The organism is Streptomyces sp. UW30, assembly GCF_008042075.1.
Taxonomy (GTDB): domain Bacteria; phylum Actinomycetota; class Actinomycetes; order Streptomycetales; family Streptomycetaceae; genus Streptomyces.
The window spans coordinates 54,508-71,873 of record NZ_RDBN01000013.1 but is presented as its reverse complement, the minus strand read 5'-3'; the positions used below and the strand labels follow the sequence as shown (position 1 = coordinate 71,873).

The 17,366-nt window shown below is 72.4% G+C and carries 2 protein-coding genes; both read right to left on the bottom strand.

Annotated features, from left to right (window positions below; translation table 11 throughout):
* A partial coding sequence (locus EAO75_RS09070) for a hypothetical protein (protein ID WP_147994539.1) occupies nucleotides 1-1,450 on the bottom strand: 1,450 nt, incomplete at its 3' end.
* Between the two features lie 144 nt (nucleotides 1,451-1,594).
* A complete protein-coding gene (locus tag EAO75_RS45675; RefSeq protein WP_187284360.1) occupies nucleotides 1,595-17,128 on the bottom strand; it encodes a hypothetical protein in 15,534 nt (5,177 codons plus the stop codon).
* Between the last annotated feature and the right edge of the window lie 238 nt (nucleotides 17,129-17,366).

Genomic DNA, 17,366 nt, shown 5'->3' with positions numbered 1-17,366 from the left:
GCTGGGTACCCGGCGCGGACTTGGCGACGATCCTCACCTGGAGGGGTTCGCCCCGGCCGTAGTAGAAGCGGTTCTTGCCGGTCAGCCGGGGAACCGGGGGCGGCGGCACGACGCTCTCGTCCACGGTGTACGTCAGGAGGGACAGCGAACCCCTGATCTCTCCGGGCGGCCGGATCTCGACCACGGCGTCCACGACGTACTCGGTCTGCCGGCCGGCGCCATCGGGCGACACCCGCAGCTGGTACAGCCCGCGGGCGTCGGCGGGCGGAGTGACTGTGCCGTCGGACAGCGGGAGTTCGGTGAACTCCGGGACGCCGAGGGGTCGTAACCACACCCTGAAGTGCGGTTTGTCCGCCCATCTGCCGGGGCTGTGGGTCACGGTCAGGGGCATCGGCGWCCCGGCCGTCCATACGTCCGCGTCGTGCCGCTCCGACCCGTACGCCAGGGTGAGTTTCTCGACGTCGGCGTCCACCGCGCCCAGGCGTGTCCCGTCGGCGGCGTCGTACACCTCGAACAGATACCGCGGGTCGTTCCGTTTCACGAAGTACTTGCCGTCACGGATCCGCAGGTCCTCCACCACGTAGTCGCCGCCGAGGGGCTCGATCGGGATCGTGCGCCGCTGCTGGCCCTCCTTGTCGTAGACGACCACCTTGTGGTCTCGCCCACCGTCGAAGACCACATGGACGCGGCCGTCCTCGGACGCGTCGAAGCCGCTGAGGGTGCGGCCCGAGACCCTGCCCGGTGTGCTCCAGCGCTGGACCCCGTCGAGCGTGGCGGCGCTGATGAACCCGCCGGGGACCACCGCGCTGGACGGCCACGCCGTGTAGAGCCGGTCCGCGCCCTCCGCCACACGCAGACCGACCGGGCCCTTCGCCGAGATGGTCGCGTCGGGCAGGTCGGGCGGTAGCCCGGTGAGGGGGATGCGTGTGCCGACGCCGCCGGGGCCGAGCTTGAGCACCCGTCGCACATGCTGGTCGATGGCGTAGAACCCGCCGCTCTCGGCGGCCTCCACGCCTCCCGGCGAGTAGTAGCCGACGTCGTCGTCGGCGGCGAACTCGTCGTAGTGGCCGAGTTCGTTGAAGTGGACGTCCCAGAAGGTGATCCGGTGCGGGAAGTGGGCGTCGGCGGTCGCGATGACGCCCTGCGCGTCGGCCGTGATGGCCTGCGCCGCGTACCCGACCCGGGCGAAGGTCTGCTCCGAGCCGTCCGGCTTGAGCCGTAGCGCACGGCCGTCGGGCCGGCCCCCGACGACGAGATAGACGTAGCCGTCCCGGCCGAACCCCATCCGCAGGGTCGGTACATCGAAGACGGGGTGGTACCGGGACACGACCTGCTCGATCGTCCTCAAGCCCACGCTCACGCGGATCTCCCCCTTGAAGACCGCGTCACGCCCCTCGTGGACGCGCCACGGCACCCGCCGTCCGCGGTTGACGCGGGCATGCACCAGCATCACCGCGTGGACATGGCGAGCGAAATCGCCTCGCCGGGCGAATGGTCGAACTCCCGGCCGAGCTACGCCGATTGCGCCTCCGGGACCACCCCGCACACGCCCCCGTGATCAGGAACGGCTACGGCTGCCGATCCACAGGTGGGCTCAGGTCGCGTCGGTCTGCTGGATGCTGTCGCCGCGGTTGTTGATCGCGATGTACGTGCCGATGCGCCGGAAATCGTTGATCACGCCGAACATGCTCTTGTCCGACGGCAGCAGGGTGCGCACAGGAGAATCCTGCGCCAACTGGGCCAGGAACGCCGCCTTGTAGGCGTTGTACACCTTCGCCGTGTAGCCGGGCTCCGTCGCCGCGTTCATCCGGTGGTCGTTGGTGACCGCGATCGAGGCGAGGTCCATGAGATAGCAGTCGATCAGGTCCGTGACGTCCTTGGACCTTGCGTTGTCCTCCCCCGTCGCCGCGTCCTGGGCCAGGATCTGTGCCATCGCCACGACGATGTCACGGTAGATCCCGTGCCGCGTGCTGCTGGGGAAGGCGGCCATGATGTGGTCGGCCTGGCCCGCGCCCTCGGTGCTCATGGTCCGCGGAGTCCTCAAGTCCGTCAGGCCCGGCACTGCCAGCGGCACGGCCTCGAACATGGCTTCCTCGTCGGGGATGTTCGTGTTCCGGGAGGCCAGGGGATGCAGGCCGATCTCGTGGGCCAGCATCCCCATGATGTAGCCGATGTCGTACTTCTCGAAGTAGTAGCTGGCCAGGTTGATCTCCACGCCGGCCTCGCCATGGTCGATCACGTCGGCCGGGGTCTCGGTCATGCGCAGACGGAGGGTGACGCGGCAGGGACGGTTGCCGATGTAGTCCCGGATCGTGTCGTGCTTCCGCAGCAGCTCGATGATCCGGACCGCCTTGTCGCGGTACTTCTCGTTCGTGTGCTTCAGATTCGTGAACTCGAAGTTGCCCGACTTGAAGGGGGTGACCGTCGCGTCCTGCGGCATCAGGGGCGCGACGTCGGTCTCGGCAGACCGGGGCAGGGAGACCGGGTCCACCCACACCGACTTGTGCGGGACCGATACGGCGGCACCGCGGGCCGCGTCCCAGGGCTGCTCGGTGTCCTGCTCGGGGGCCGGGGTCACGTCCCCGATGAGCGCGCCGAGCAGGGCCAGGTGCCGGCTCCGGAGACCGGCGACGGCGAGTGAGGCGTCCTCGGGCGGCTGGTTCAGATCGCCCAGCAGGCTGCCCGGGATGTGGGGGCGGTGCGGGGAATCGGCGTCCCGGTACTCGTCACGCAGGCCCAGCTGATGGGTCAGCTCATGGACCAGGTGGACCGGGGCGGCGTCCGCCCACCAGGTGCTCTGGTTCATCACCCGGTCCCGGCCCGCCAGGTCCACCGTCAAGTGCGGGTCCTCGGCCGGGTCGACGTGCTCGACGGTCACGTGCAGACGGTCACCGTTGGGCAGGCGGTAAGCGGGGTCGTTCAACAACTCCCGCACTCCTGCGTCGAGTTGACCGCGCACGTGTGCGGCCTGGCCCTCCGGACCCCGGATCGCGAGCCGTACCGTGAGGTCGGTGACCGGCTCGCCCTCGTACGAGAACCGCCGCGTGTCGAAGCCCGACCGCACCACGAAACGCGGGCGATGATCGCGCGGGCCGCGCAACTGGGATGTGGCGGGCGGGGTTTGCTGCGCGGGCGCGTCGGTTTCGTGCGGGAGCCTTGGGCGGGCCTCGTCGGTCGTGATGGGCTGCTGGATGCTGTCGCCGCGGTTGTTGGTCGCGAGGCTGGTGGCAAGCGTGGCGAAGTCCCGCACGACGCCGAACAGTCCCTTGTCCGCCGGCAGCAACGGGCGGGCCGGGCTGTCCTCGGCCATGTGCTCGGCGAGCAGGGCCTTGTAGGCGTTGTAGACCTTGGCGGTGTTGCCGGGCTCCTTGGCCGCGTTCATCCGGTAGTCGCTGGTGATCGCGATGGAGGCGACGTCCATGAGGTAGCAGTCGATCAGGTCGGTGACGTCCTTGGCCTTGGCGCCCTCCAGGCCGGTCCGCGCGGCCCGGGCCAGCATGTCGGCCATCGTCAGGACGATGTCGCGGTAGATCCCGTGCCGGGTGCTGCTGGGGAAGGCGGCCATGATGTGGTCTGCCTGGCCGGCGCTGTCGGTGTTCATCGTGCGCGGCGTCTTCAGGTCTGCCAGCCCGGGCACCGGGATCGGAATGCCCTGGAACATGGCCTCCTCGTCTGGGATGCTCGGGTTCCGGGAGGCGAGGGGGTGCAGGCCGATCTCGTGGGCCAGCATGCCCATGATGTAGCCGATGTCGTACTTCTCGAAGTAGTAGCTGGCCAGGTTGATCTGCACACCGTCGTCGCCCAGGTCGCGTACGTCGGCCGGGGTTTCCGTGGTGCGCAGGTGCAGGGTGATGCGGCAGGGGCGGTTGCCGATGTAGTCGCGGATCGTCGGGTGATCCCCGAGCAGCTCGATGATGCGGATGGCCTTGTCGCGGTACTTCTCGTTGGTGTGCTTCAGGTTCGTGAACTCGAACTTCCCCGACTTGAAGGGAGTGAGCGTCGCCTCCTGCGGCGTGCGGGCCGCGACGTCGGTCCCTGATTCGGCCGACCGGGGCAGGGACACCGGATCCACCCAGACGGACTGGCGCGGCACCGGTGTCGTGCTCGTACGGGCCGCGTCCCAGGTCTGGTCGTCGTGCTGGGGCTGTGGGGTCACATCGCCGATGAGGGCGGCCAGGAGGTCGAGGTGCCGGCCGCGCAGGCCGGCGGCGGTGAGGGAGGAGTCCTCCGGGGGTGCGTTCAGGTCGCCCAGCAGGCTGCCCGGGATATGAGGCCGGTGCGGCGAGTCGGCGTCGCGGTACTCGTCGCGCAGGCCGAGCTGGTGGGTGAGTTCGTGGGCGAGTTGGACCGGGGCGGCGTCCGTCCACCAGGTGTTCTGGTCCATGGCCCGGTCCCGGCCGGTGAGGTCCACGGTGAGGTGCGGGGAGTCGGCGGGGTCGACATGCTCGACGGTGACGTGCAGGCGGTCGCCGTTGGGGAGTCGGTGGCCGGGGTTGTTCAGGAACTCGTGCACGCCCGCTGTAAGTCGGTCGTAGACGTGGGTCGCTTCTGCGTCGCTGCCGCGGAGAGCGACGCGGACTGTGAGGTCGGTGACCGGCTCACCGTCGTACGAGAAGCGGCGGGCGTCGAAGCCGGAGCGTACGACGTACCGAGGGCGGCTGTCGCGCCTGCCTTGCGGCTTCGGCTCGGGGTTCGGCCGCGGCGCGGTGTCGGTACCGGGTTGGGGTAGCCGGGGGCGGGCTTCGCCCGTGTCGGTGCCGGTCTGGATGCTGTCGCCCTGGTTGTTGAACGTGAAGCTGGAGCCCAGACCGAGGAAGTTACCGGTGACGTTGTACCAGCTCTTGTCCGCCGGCAGCAGCGGGCGGACCGGACTGTCCTCGGCCAACTGAGCGACGAACATCTCCTTGTACGCGTTGTAGACCTTCGCCGTATTGCGAGGCTCCCAGGCCGCGTCCTTGCSCCGGTCGCTGGTCACCGCGATCGTCGCCAGATCCATGAGATAGGTGTCGATCAGATCGGTGACGTCCTTGGCCTTGGCGCCTTCCTCCCCCGCCCGCGCATCCTCGGCCAGCACACCCGCCATCTTCACGACGATGTCCCGGTAGATCCCGTGCCGAGTACTGCTCGGGAAAGCGGCCATGATGTGGTCGGCCTGGCCCGCATCGTCGGTACTCATCGTGCGCGGCGTCTTCAGGTCCGTCAGGCCCGGCACGGCCAGCGGAACACCCTCGAACATGGACTCCTCGTCCGGGATGCTCGTGTTCCGCGAGGCGAGAGGGTGCAGGCCGATCTCGTGGGCCAACATGCCCATCACATAGCCGATGTCGTACTTCTCGAAGTAGTAGCTGGCCAGGTTGATGTCCACGCCGGCCTCGCCACGGTCGATCACGTCGGCCGGGGTCTCCGTGGTGCGCAGGTGCAGGGTGATGCGGCAGGGGCGGTTGCCTATGTAGTCCCGGATCGTGTCGTGCTTCCGCAGCAGATCGATGATCCGGACCGCCTTGTCGCGGTACTTCTCGTTCGTGTGCTTCAGGTTCGTGAACTCGAAGTTGCCCGACTTGAAGGGGGTGATCGTCGCGTCCTGCGGCATGAGGGGCGGGACGTCGGTCTCGGCAGACCGGGGCAGGGAGACCGGGTCCACCCACACCGACTTGCGCGGCACCGGTGTGGTGGCGGTGCGGGCCGCTTCCCAGCTCTGGTCGTTCTGCTCGGGCTGTGGGGACACATCGCCGATCAGCGCGCCGAGCAGTGCCAGGTGCCGATCGCGCAGACCGGCCCTGGTGAGGGAGGAGTCCTCGGGCTCCTCGTCGAGGGCGCCGAGGAGGCTGCCGGGGATGTGCGGGCGGTGCGGGGAGTCCGCGTCGCGGTACTCGTCACGCAGACCCAGCTGGTGGGTCAGCTCATGCACCAGATGGGCCGGGGCCGCATCCGCCCACCACGTCGTCTGGTCCATCGCCCTGTCCCGGTCCGCCAGATCCACGGTCAGGTGAGGCGAATCGGCGGGGTCGACGTGCTCGACGGTCACATGCAGACGGTCGCCGTTGGGCAGGCGGTAGGCCGGGTCGTTCAGCAACTCACTGACACCTGCGTCGAGTTGACCGCGTACGTGTGCCGCCTGTCCCTCCTGGCCTCGGATCGCGAGGCGCACCGTGAGGTCGGTGACCGGCTCGCCTTCGTATGAGAAGCGGCGGGCGTCGAAGCCGGAACGCACCACGAAACGGGGCCGGTTGTCGCGCGGGCCCCTCGGGACCGGCGCAGTGGCGGCAGGCTCGTCCGGTGTGAGTGACGGAGATTGCGGCAGGCGCGGGCCTACCGCGTCCGTGCCCGGTGCCGGGGAGCCGGGCACCGCGTCCGTGTCCATCTCGTCCTCGCCGGACTCGTATTCCGACGAGGACCCGGCGGGATACTGCGCGTTCGCGTTCTCGGTCCTGGCGCCCTGGAGCACCCCGGCCTGGTCCAGGTAGGCGCCGATGTTCTCCGCGTTGTCCCTGATGTACTGCATCAGCTGGGGCCGCCGGCGCATCCACTGCGGCATCCGCCAGCCGGGGAAGAACATTCCGTGAGTGCCGGACGCCTGCACCTGGTGACCGAGCGCGTTCCCGACGTGCTCGTTGACCGCCTGGTAGGCGAGGTCGCAGGAGGCGCAGGCCATCTTGAACCCGCCCAGGTTCAGCGTCTGGGGGGCGTTCGGGTCGCCGGGGTTGTTCTCCCAGTGCTCGACCCAGTGCCCGAGCAGGGTCAGCTCGCCGTGCTCGGAGCCGTACGATCCGGCCGCCGGGGTACCGTCCCGGCCCGCCACGTTGAGGAGGCGCGGACTCGCCAACGCCCGCTTGACGAGGTCGAGTTCGGGCGACTCCGGGTGGTAGAGCCGATACCAGCCGGTGGCCAGGGCGCGCAGTTTCGTGCGGTCCCGCACGTCCCGCGCGACACCGGGCCGCCTGCGCGCGAGCCACCGCTCGTCCCGGCGCCACTGCTGCCGGTCCGCCGTCAGGCGCTCCTGCTCCTGCTGGGCGGCCGCTTCGTCGTCCAGCAGGGTGTCCCACTGCTGCTGAAGCCCGTCGTCCCACACTCCCGACTCGTACTGCTCCTCCAGTCGCGGTCGCAGTTGCGCCTGTTCCTGGGACCGTTGGTCGAGTTCGCGCTGCTCCTGGTCCAGCCGCGCCGACCACTGCCGGTGCGCCTCCTCGTCCCTGGACCACTGCTCCAGTTCCCGCTGCCGCCGGGTGCCGCCCGGCTCCTGCCCGGAGACGAACCAGCGCAGTTCCTCCTCCACCAGGGCTGCCTCGTCCGGCGTGAGCGCCTTCGTGCCGGTGTTGCCGGCGATGCCGAGGGAACCGTCCGGCAGCAGTCCGACGGCGATGTGCGGGGTGACCTGGGCGTCCGCCTGGCGGTCCGGTTTCCGCAGCACTTCCTTCACCAGGCGGGCCACGCGGTCCAGCATCCGCAGCGTCACTTCGCGGTCCCGTGGGGAGGTGCCGGTCGGGCGCGTCTGGATGAAGGGGCCGCCGGTACCGAGGCCGAGCGCTTCCCGCAGCTGCTCGTACTCCTCGGGGGCCAGCCTTCCGGTCTGCTCCGCCGCGTCCAGGGCCTCGGGCACGCCGATGCCCGCGTGCTCGGTGAACGCGCTGTCGAACGCGACGTCCGGGAAGCCGCCGAGTCGTGCGTTGCGCCGTCGCACCACGTCCAGCAGGGCGTCGGCCCGCAGCTCGGGCTCGTCCAGCAGGTCGGCGAACTCGGCCGCGAACTCGTGCTCCGGGCCGGTCAGGACGGCCGCCTGCTCGCTCTCGGAGCCGGAGTCGAGGTCCATCTCGACGTCCGAGTCCGCGCCCACGTCGATCGCCTCGCCGGCTCCCGACAGTGTGCTGAGTTCGTACGCCTCCTCCTCGCCCGGCATGCCCGGGCCAGGGCCGGCCGGCGGGGACACGGGCAACGGGACGGTGGCCGGGTCCAGGTCCTGCGGCGTCGGGGCCGGCTCGGGTGCCGGGGTGCGCAGGATCAGGGGGACGAAGTCGCCGCCGCGGCGGCGGAGCCGCAGGTGCGGGCCGGCTTCGCCGGACGGACCGGGGTAGGTGTGGGCGGTGCCGTTCTCCTCGATCAGGGTGACGGTGGTACCGGTCGCGGCGGCGGCCCACTCGGCCACCGCGCGGTCGGCCCCAGGACTCCAGGGCGCCTGCGTGAGGTGCCGGCGCAGGTGCCCGTCGCGGGCGTCCCGGCTGGGCGGGGGCGCGCCCCGGCGGAGTGTGAGGGGCGGCGGCGTGAAGAGCGACTCACGCTCGGCCGGAGCACCGGGCAGGCCGTTGAGGCGCATCAGCTGGGCTGGCGGTGCCCCGGCGCGCAGGCGCAGTCGACTCGCCTCGTGGCGGTCCAGGCCGGGCTGCTGGGCAGCGTGCTGCAGGGCCGAGGAGAGCGCGCCGAAGAAGCCGTTGCCTCGGCCCGTGGGGGTGCCCTGGGTGTAGGTGGCGCCGTCCGGTGCGGTGAGGACGCCGTCGCGGTCGAGACCGTAGCGCGGGCCGGTGCTCTCGGCGGGCGGGTGCCAGGGCGGGGTGGCGTGGCTGCGGTGCGCGGGCGCGGGGCGTGTGCCGTCGGTGTCCGAGGTCCCGGCGTCCGAGTCGGTGTCGGCCGTGGTCGTCGTCGCCGGCAGCGGGGTGGCGACCGGGGGCGGAGTGCCGGGCGGCAAGGTGGCGTGGAAGAAGCCGTCGGCGGCGAAGAGGACCGGATCGGTGGCCGGGGCGACGGCGGCCGGATCGGTGCCGTGCGGAAGGAAGCGCTGCTCGCGGCCCTCACCCGTCACGACGGTGACCGGGGTGCCGAGGACCCGGGCGGCGAGGGCGGGCAGCAGGTCGGCGCCGCCGTGGTCGCCGGCGCGGCGCTCGGGCGGGGCCGGTTCGCCGTCGGGTTGCGCGGTGGCGTCCGGCTGCGGCTCGCTGGTGAACGGGCGGAGCATGGCCGCGGTGGCCAGCGCCACCCGCTGGGCCGGGGTCGGCCAGAGGGTCTGCGGGAGCCGGCCGAGCGCGTCGAACTCGGCCTGCTGGGCGGGCGTCAACCGCACCTGCGCGAAGTCGAGTTCGTCCTGGGTGAAGGTGTCCTCGGCGTCCAGGGCGAGGGAGTCGAGCAGGTCCTCGTTGCCGTCCTGGCCCAGTTCCCAGGCGAGGCGATTGCGGGCGGCCCGGACGGCCCGTTCGGTGATCGCCGGGTCGCCCGGGGCGGCGGTGAACCGGGCCGCGAGGTCGGTGCCGAGCAGGTGGGGCAGCCGGCCGCGGTCCTGGGCGACGGCGATGACCGCGTGGAAGAACGAGGCGCCGTCGTGCGGCATGTCGTGCACCTCGCGCACCGTGGTGCCGTCCGGCGAGGTGAGGGTGCGCGGCGCGGAGTCGGCGCCGTCGGTGATCGTGTACGGCTCGGGCGCCTCGGAGCGCCAGTCCGGCTCGGTGTACTCCTGCGGCCGGTCCGGCACCGGCATCGTGGCCCGGCCCTGGTGGTGGGCGGTGAGGCGGGAGGCGGCGAGGTGCAGCCGGTGGTGGTCCGCGGCGGCGGCGTCGGTGTACCCCTCCCAGCGGCGGACCTCTTCGCGGGCGGCCTGCCAGGCGGCGACGGCCGGCGACTGGGCCATGGCCTGCGGCAGGGCGGTCGCCTGGTCGGGATTGTCGTCGCCGAGCGCGGCCTGTTCGTCCGCGCTGAGGTCCAGCCATGTCTCGCGGGCCCGCGCCCGGGCGTCGTAGTAGTTCTTCTCGGCTGCGGCGAGGTCGCCGGCCGCCTTGGCCAGATCGTCCCAGGCCCCGCTGACCTCGTCGGGGAACGAGGTGTCGTCGAGGAGGCCGTAGTCGCGGGCGATGTCCTCGCGCAGCCAGACCAGGGCGGTGGTCTCCGCCTCGGCCGCGCGTGGGCCCCGCTTGGCCTTGCCGAGCGCGTGCAGCGGGCGGCTGTCGGTGATCCGGTGGTCCACCTCGGCCACCGACAGCCAGCTCACCGGCACCGCGAACAGCATGCTGCGGTCGGTGACGACCTTGAGGTGGGTGCCGAGGGTGGTGTCCGCGGTGCCCTTGAGTGCGGTGCCGTCGGTCGCGCCGCCGATCGGGACGGAGGCGCCCGGGTTCATGACACCCGCGTTGCTGTTGCCGGCCAACGGTGCGGTGCCGACGACGCCTTCGACGCTGTCGGTGATGCCGGCCTCCAGCGCGTCGGAGGTCTTCGAGCGCTGCATGGCCTCCATGCGCGGCTTGCTCTCGACGGCGAGCAGCCGGGCGCCGCTTCGGTGCATCTTCGCGTAGAGCCGGGAGTCGGCGGTGTGGGACTGCCCGAAGAGGCGGGCGGAGGCCTGGGCGGGCAGCGGTGAACCGTTCGCGGTGAGCGCCTCGCGGAAGCCGGCGGTCAGGCCGACCTGGGTGGTGGCCTCCTGCTGGGCCTGCGCGGGGGCGGTGCCGAGGCCGGTGAGCGGGGTGAGGCGGGCCATGCGGACGCGTTCGGTGAGGGACCTGCCGGTGTGCCTTGTGCCGAGGTCACCGTCACCGAGGCCGTCGGCGCGGGCCGTGGCCAGGGTCAGGGCGTCCTGCACGTTGGCCGCGCCTCGGATGTCCACGGCGAGGATGCCGGAGCCGATGCGGTCGTCGAAGGGCAGCACATCAGAGGCATCGGCGCCGCCGCCGCGCCAGGTGGCTATGCCATCCGGGCGGGCCTGATCAGCCGTCAGCATCCGTACCGCGCGCTCCGGTTCGGGCACGTCCTCCTCGGTGAGCGCGCCGTCGGCGCCGTCGCCGGCGGGGGTGAGGAGCCCGGCCGGGACGATCTCGTTGAGCGTGCCGACGGACGCGACAGCCCGCGGCGAGAGCGCCTCGCCGGTCGCGTCCGTCATCGTGACGGTCAGGACGTAGCTGGTGACGATCTCGGCGTGCGCCTGGGTGGTGGCGATGTTCGGCATCGAGGTGTTGCCGGTGGTCTCGGTCCGGGTGCTCGACTGCCCCTGGGCGGCGGTGCCCTGGATCGAGGGGTTGGCGAGGAGGACGCCGCTGTCCGCCGCGCGCTGGCCGACGCCGAGCGTCACGTCGCCGCCGCGGTCCTGGGAGGAGGCACCGGCGTCGTCGCGGGCGGTGGTGCGGTAGTCCTCCAGCTCGTAGCCGGTGCGCAGCCGCTCCACGGTGGTGGTGATCGGCGTCAGCTTGAACCGGACCTGCCCGGGGCTGCCGCCGACCGGCAGATGGGTCGGGCTGCTCCAGGTGCGGTAGCGGACCGGCAGGGTCATCCCGTCGGTCGTCAGCTCGTGCAGATGGGCGCGCAGGAAGTCCGGGGAGAGCCGTTGGAGGACCTGCTCCCGGTCGTGCGAGGACACTCCGATCTTCTTCATCCGCCCCATCAGCTGCTGCGCCGCGTGGCTCGCGTCGAGCTGGCCACTGGGATGACTGGGGAAGCGGCGGCCGCGCAAGAAGGGAGGCAGCCGGTAGCCGCCGCCGAGGTTGCGCGGGGTGGTCGTGCCCAGGCCGTCGGGGGCGAGCCCGGCCTCGATGACGTCCTGCATCGGCAGGTGGAACATCACCGCGTCGCGGACGCGTTGGAGCGCGGCGGCGGCCCGGCGCGGGGCGAGACCACGGCCGAGGCGCTCGGACAGCCGCCCGGCCGCGGAGCTGATCCTGGCCCCGGCCTTGGTGCCCATCGCACCCATCGCGGCAGTCCAGTTGTCCCGTACGGCGACGGTCTCGGCGGCGTCGGCGACCACCAGGTACATCCGCCCGCCGAAGCTGAGGGTGGTGTTGCGCCCCCGGGTGACGGTCTGCGAGATGGCGCGGCCCTTGCCCCAGGCGTACTGGAGGGCGGTCGAGTAGGAGCCGACCACTGCCGGCCCGCCCGGGGCCTGTTGCAGCGGCATGTCGGCGCCCTGAACGCCGACGGTGGTGCGCGAGACGGTGCTCGCGCTGCCCGCGACGCGGTGCTCGTTGCCGATGGTGGCTTCGAGGGTCGCCGGCTTCGGGTCGCTCTTGACCCGTAGGTTGTCCAGCTCGCCGCGGATCGCGGCCTTCAGGTAGTGGGTCTGGAACGGTCCGGCGCCATTGAGTCCGGTGATGCGGGAGCCGAACGGGCCGAGGTACTGGCCGAGTTGACCGGCCACATGGAGGTTCGCCATCGCCCGTCGCAGGGCGCCGCGCACCGGGGCGCCGGGCGCGCTGACGTGCCAGGAGGTGCCCGAGGCACGGTCGGCGGTGTCCTGCATGAGCTGCTGCCGCTGCGTGCCGCCCTCGGTGCTGAGCACCACGTGCGGGGCGCTCAGCAGCTTCCGCACGAGCCGCCGGTCGGCCGAGTCCGCCCTCGGCAACGGACGGGTGCCGTCGAGGAGTTGGTCGGCCTCGGTGGCGGAGAGCCGCTGCGGTGCGGGGTCGGTGGCGGGGGCGGGCCCCGTGGGCGTCGGGTCGGCGGGGCCGTGACGGTCGGAGCCGTGCGCCATGGGCACGGCCAGCTCCACCCGGCCCACCGTCTCACTCCCCCGGCCGAACAGCGGGCGCTCCTCGACCTTGCTGACGAAGACGCCGGCGCCGAGCAGGCCGACCGAGGCGAGCCGGGCCCAACCACGCGGGCGGCGATGGCCCTCGAAGGTGGCGCCCAGCTCCACCTGGTAGCTGTAGAGGTCGGCGCCGTTCTGGAACATCAGGTGGTCGTGGTTGACCGCGACGGTGCTGCGGGTGGCCTTCTGGTCGGTCTTGGCGTAGCGGGCGCCCAGGGACACGTTGCCGGTCTGGCGCGGCAGCCCGGCCTCGGGCACCTTGTCGTGGTCGCGTGGTGAGATGCCCAGCTCGACACCGGCGGAGAGCGTGCTGGACGCTTGCTGCCCCTGACCGGAGACCTCGGTGCCGATCACCGCGTTGCGCAGCGAACGTTCGCTCATGGTGGTCTCGAACCGCCGGTCGGTGAGCCTCGCCCGCAGGATCAGCGTGTGGTGGCCGCGGCGCACCTTGCCGTCCTCGGTGAGGGTGACCGGCACCCCGGTGGTGGTCAGGTCGTCCAGGCTCTGCGCCAGGCTGGGCCGGTTGAGCGCCTCGCGGACCTGGCGGTCGTTGTGCAGCGCGGTCCGCATCCGCCCGTCGCCGTACCAGAACTTCGCCAGTCGCGGGTGCCGCAGCATCAGGGGCGGGACGAACAGCGACGGGTAGGAGCGGTGCAGGGTGTCGAGGACGGCGTCCGCGAAGGCGCGCAGGGGGTCCTGGGGGGTGGGTTGCCCGTCCTGGTTCTGTGTCGGGTCCGGCTGCTGGTTCTGATCCTGGCCCTGGTTCTGAGCCTGATCCTGACCCTGGTTCTGAGCCTGGTTCGGTTGATCCTGACTCTGATTCGGTACGGAGTTCTGCGCGCGGTCGGGGCGGAAGCCCTCGGCGCGGACCTGGCCGCTGAGGTGTACCGGGTTCTCCACGGTGAGGTACCAGGGCACCGGCGGCTCGGCGTCCGGGTTCGGACCCGTCCGGCCGGGCGTACGGCTGTCCCAGCCCGCGAGCCGGCGGGCGTCCTGGGTGGAGATCCAGTCCAGGCTGACCACCCGGACCGGGCGGGCCGCGGAGGACGGCTCGCCGGCCTTGCGCACCATCAGCGTGCGCTCCACCCGGTAGAGCGCGACGGGGTGGTTGCGGACACGGCCGGTGGTCTTGCGGGCGGCGTCGGTGCCGAGGTAGTGGCCGCGCCCGGTGCTGAGGTCGGTGCGGACCAGTGGCCCGCCCTGGAGTCGTACGTCGGTCTCCGGGCCGACGAGGGTGTAGTTGGGGCCGGCGGTGACCTGGACGCCAAAGCGGGTGTCGCGGACGTGGCCGCGCTCGTTCTGGTACGTGGTCTGGGTCAGGTCGCGCAGTTCCGCCTTGACCGACTCGGTGACGAGGGTGGCGCGATGCGGGATCGACCGCTCGACGACGAGGTGACCCAGCGGGTGCTGGCCGCTCCCCCGCGTCAGTTCGGGTCCGCTGACCGGCCCGGAAAAGCGACCGAACAGGGCGAGCAGCCGCCCCGGACGGACGTACGAGACAAGGGTGCGGTGCGCCGAACTGCCGGGCCGTGCACCGGAGATGGCGAGCGCGACGTCCTCCGGCGGGTCCGGCAGATGCAGTCCGGTGGTGTCGGTGACGCGCGGCTCGACCCCGTCCGGGAAGGTGAGCGTCTCGGGCGCCCGCCGAGGCCCCTTGAAGGGCACGGTGAGGTCGTCCGGCAGCCGCCAGCTCAGCCCGTCCCGCATGGCGAACTCCGCGGTGTGGACCGGGCTGCGCTGCCAGCGGGGGCCGGGCGCGGGCGGGGCGGCCGCCGGCTGCTCGGCGGGGTTGCCGTCCGGGCCGGTCGTGTTCGGGCCGGTGCTGTCCGGGGCGGCGGTGGTCCTCGGGCCGGTGGTGTTCGGCGATTCCGTAACCCGCTCTACGCGCACCCGGTAGTGGACATCGTCCAGGTGCAGGTGCGAGCCCTCGTGGGCGCGGTGCTCGGTCTGGTGGTACGCCTGGGTGCCCAGGGAGTAGTCGGTCCGGCGGGTCCAGCCCAGCGAGACGCCGATCTTCAGCAGCCAGTTGAGGGGCGGGCCCATGCTCAGCGCGGCGGCGATCCGGCGCCCGTAGCCGACGCTGCGGCCGCCACCCGTACCGGCCTGGCCGCGCCGCATGGTGTCCAGTCGGGTGGTGCCGCCGTCCACGTCGGAGAAGCGTTCCCAGCGGTGGTACGGGATGGCCTCGACGGTCATCTCGTGGCCGACCCCTGACTTCTCCCGGCCTACGAAGCGCGCGCCGCGCGGGGCGGTGAAGGCGCCGGGCTGGTCGGTCAGCAGGCGCAGCAGTTCCGCTTCGTCGAACTGGGAGCGCAGCTTCTTCGGCAGATTCCCGAGGATCTCCTGGGCAACCTGCTCGGGTGAGCGCAGGGTAAGGACGCCGGGGCCGGCGAAGAGGCCGGTCCTGGCGCTGTGCGGGGTCGTGTCGTCCGTGCGGGAGTCCGGACTCCCGTCGTGCGGATCGGCGTCGGGGCTGATCAGGACGGTGGGCAGCCTGCTGCCGTCCTCGAAGGTGACGGTGCGCGGTGCCGGGCCGGGCGGTGGGGCGTCCTGGCCGGTCAACAGGCGTGCCGGGCGGTGCCGTTCGAGCTGGGTCTCCAGCGGCACCGGGTCGCCCCGGTCGGGGGTCTCGGTGTCGGGGCGGTCGAGATCGGTGATCCCGCCCATGCCGCGCAGCCACTCGCTGAAGGGGTCGGAGCCGTCCGGCTCCTCGGTGGCCGGGTCCCCGGTGGCCGCAGTGGTGGTGTCGTCCGGTACGGCATTGAGCGGGGCCGTGGCGGGAACCAGGGCGTCGTAGTGGTCGCTGCCGTTGTAGGCCAGGTGCAGCGTGCCGCCCCGGCCGCCCGGGTGGAGGGTGGTGACGTGGGTGTTGGCCGGTGCGTGCGGGTCGGGCTGGACGAGGCGCAGGTCGAGGTCGAGGGTGTGCGCCAGCGCCTGCGGGAGCAGGTCGGCGAAGGGAGAGGACCACAGCCCGGGGAGTTCGGCCGCAGCGGCGATGAGCGCCTCGGTGCCGAGTCGCCGCGCGTCGGCGGGGGTCGGTGCCACTCCGGCGAGCTGCGGGTAACCGCTGTCGCGGAGGATGCGCCGCCACTGGCGGGCGTCGCCGTCGGTGACGACCGCCTGGGCGATGCGGTTCCAGCGCTGGGTGATCCGGCCGCGCGCGTCGGGGTCCCGCACTCCGGCGACGGCGGTCATCCGCAGGTCGTCCACCACGGCGAGCACCGGGTCCGGGGTGGCCTCGGCCGCCGCGGCGGCCAGTTCGGACCCGGTGATCCGGTCGCGCAGCAGGGTGCGAAGCCCGGCGACGTTCCGCGCGGCCCACGCGGGCGGTATGTCCTGGCTGCGGGCGCTGTCGAGCATCGCCCGGAAGAGGCAGTTCCCGCCGCCGGGGGTGTCGAGCCGCCTGAAGTTCCGGCCGCCCGCGCGCACGGTGTCCGTCGGGCCGGGCGTGGTGGCGCCGTTGCTCAGCACGGCCACGTCTTCGGCGAGACTCTCCGGGCGGCTCGGCGCGGGCGCCAGGTCGGGCCTGCGGCGGGCGAGTTCGGCGGTGTCCTCGGGGCTGAGTGCCAGCTCGGACAGCAGCAGCGGGGTGTCGGAGAGGGACCAGGTGATCTGCGCGGAGGGCACGTAGGAGAGACCGCGCACGTCCTGCGGCGAGACCAGGGTGTTCGGCGGGAGCGCGGGCGGCGGCGGGGGCAGCAGGGCGTCCAGCGTGGTGTCCGGCCCGGCGATGGAGCGCAACTCGGCCGCGGCGCGCAGGAAGTCGGTGTACTGCTCGGCGGTCGGGCCCGTAGCCGGATCGACGGTGCTTCCGGGCCGGTCGGTGACCATCCGGCGCAGCAGGTCGGGAGTCATCCGGCCGTCGCCGTAACGGGCGGCGGTGTCCGGGCTGAGCCAGCGCAAGCCGTCCACGTAAGCAAGCCCGGCGAGCAACTCCCGGTTCCCCGGCTGCTGTTCGGCGTCCGGGCCGAGGGCGTCCCGCAGTGTGCGGATCTGCTGGAGGGTACGGGCCCGGGCGAAGGCGTCGGCCGGTTCGGGGCCCGTGTGCAGGCCGGCGTCGCGAGCCAGGCCGTCCAGGTCGGCGCCGTCGGGCTCCGGGGTGAACAGCCGCCAGCGTCCCGGCCCGTCCGGACCCTCGGTCAGCACCGGGCGGACGTCGCCGTTGCCGTCCCGGGCCGTGCCCACTTCGGTGGTCGGCGCGTACACCTGCCGTCCGGTGCGGTTGGCGACGTGCTGGGCCACCGGTAGCCCGGCCACCTGCGGCTGCCGGCCGGTCTCGCAGGAGAACAGCACCAGCGGCCGGTCCTGATCGCCCTCCTGCGCCCAGGACTTGAGCACCTCGCCGAGTTGCACACCGCTGACCTTCACGGTGGGGCGTGCCGCGTCGTCGGTGCCGAGTGTGACGGTACGAGGGGTGCCGTGCCCCGTGAAGTAGTCGGCGCCCCGCTCGGTTCCCGAACCGGGCAGCGCGACCGGCGGGCCGGTGAACACCGTACGCGGCGGGGACTGGACGGAGTTGGTCTCCGGGGCGAGGGGGCGGGAGGTGGTGCGCACACCGCGGAAGGTGTCCTGGCCGAGCAGAGCCTGGCGGGCCACGCTGTGCGACGTACCGTCCTCGGCGGGGCTCTGCGAGATGGTCAACGTCTGTACCGCACGCCCGGGTTGGGGCTTCACGGACGTGTCCGGCACCAAGCGCCGCAGCTGCGCGAGGGGCACCGTGTGGCCGTCGAGAGTGGTGACGGCCGGCTCGCGGGCGTGCGGTACACGTCCGCCCGGTGCTGACCGAGGGTCCGGACGGGCCGGGACGCTGGCGGCTGTTCACCCCGGAGCCCGACTCCAGGTGCAGGTCGGTGGCCGTTTCGGTCCAGGGGCGGGACAG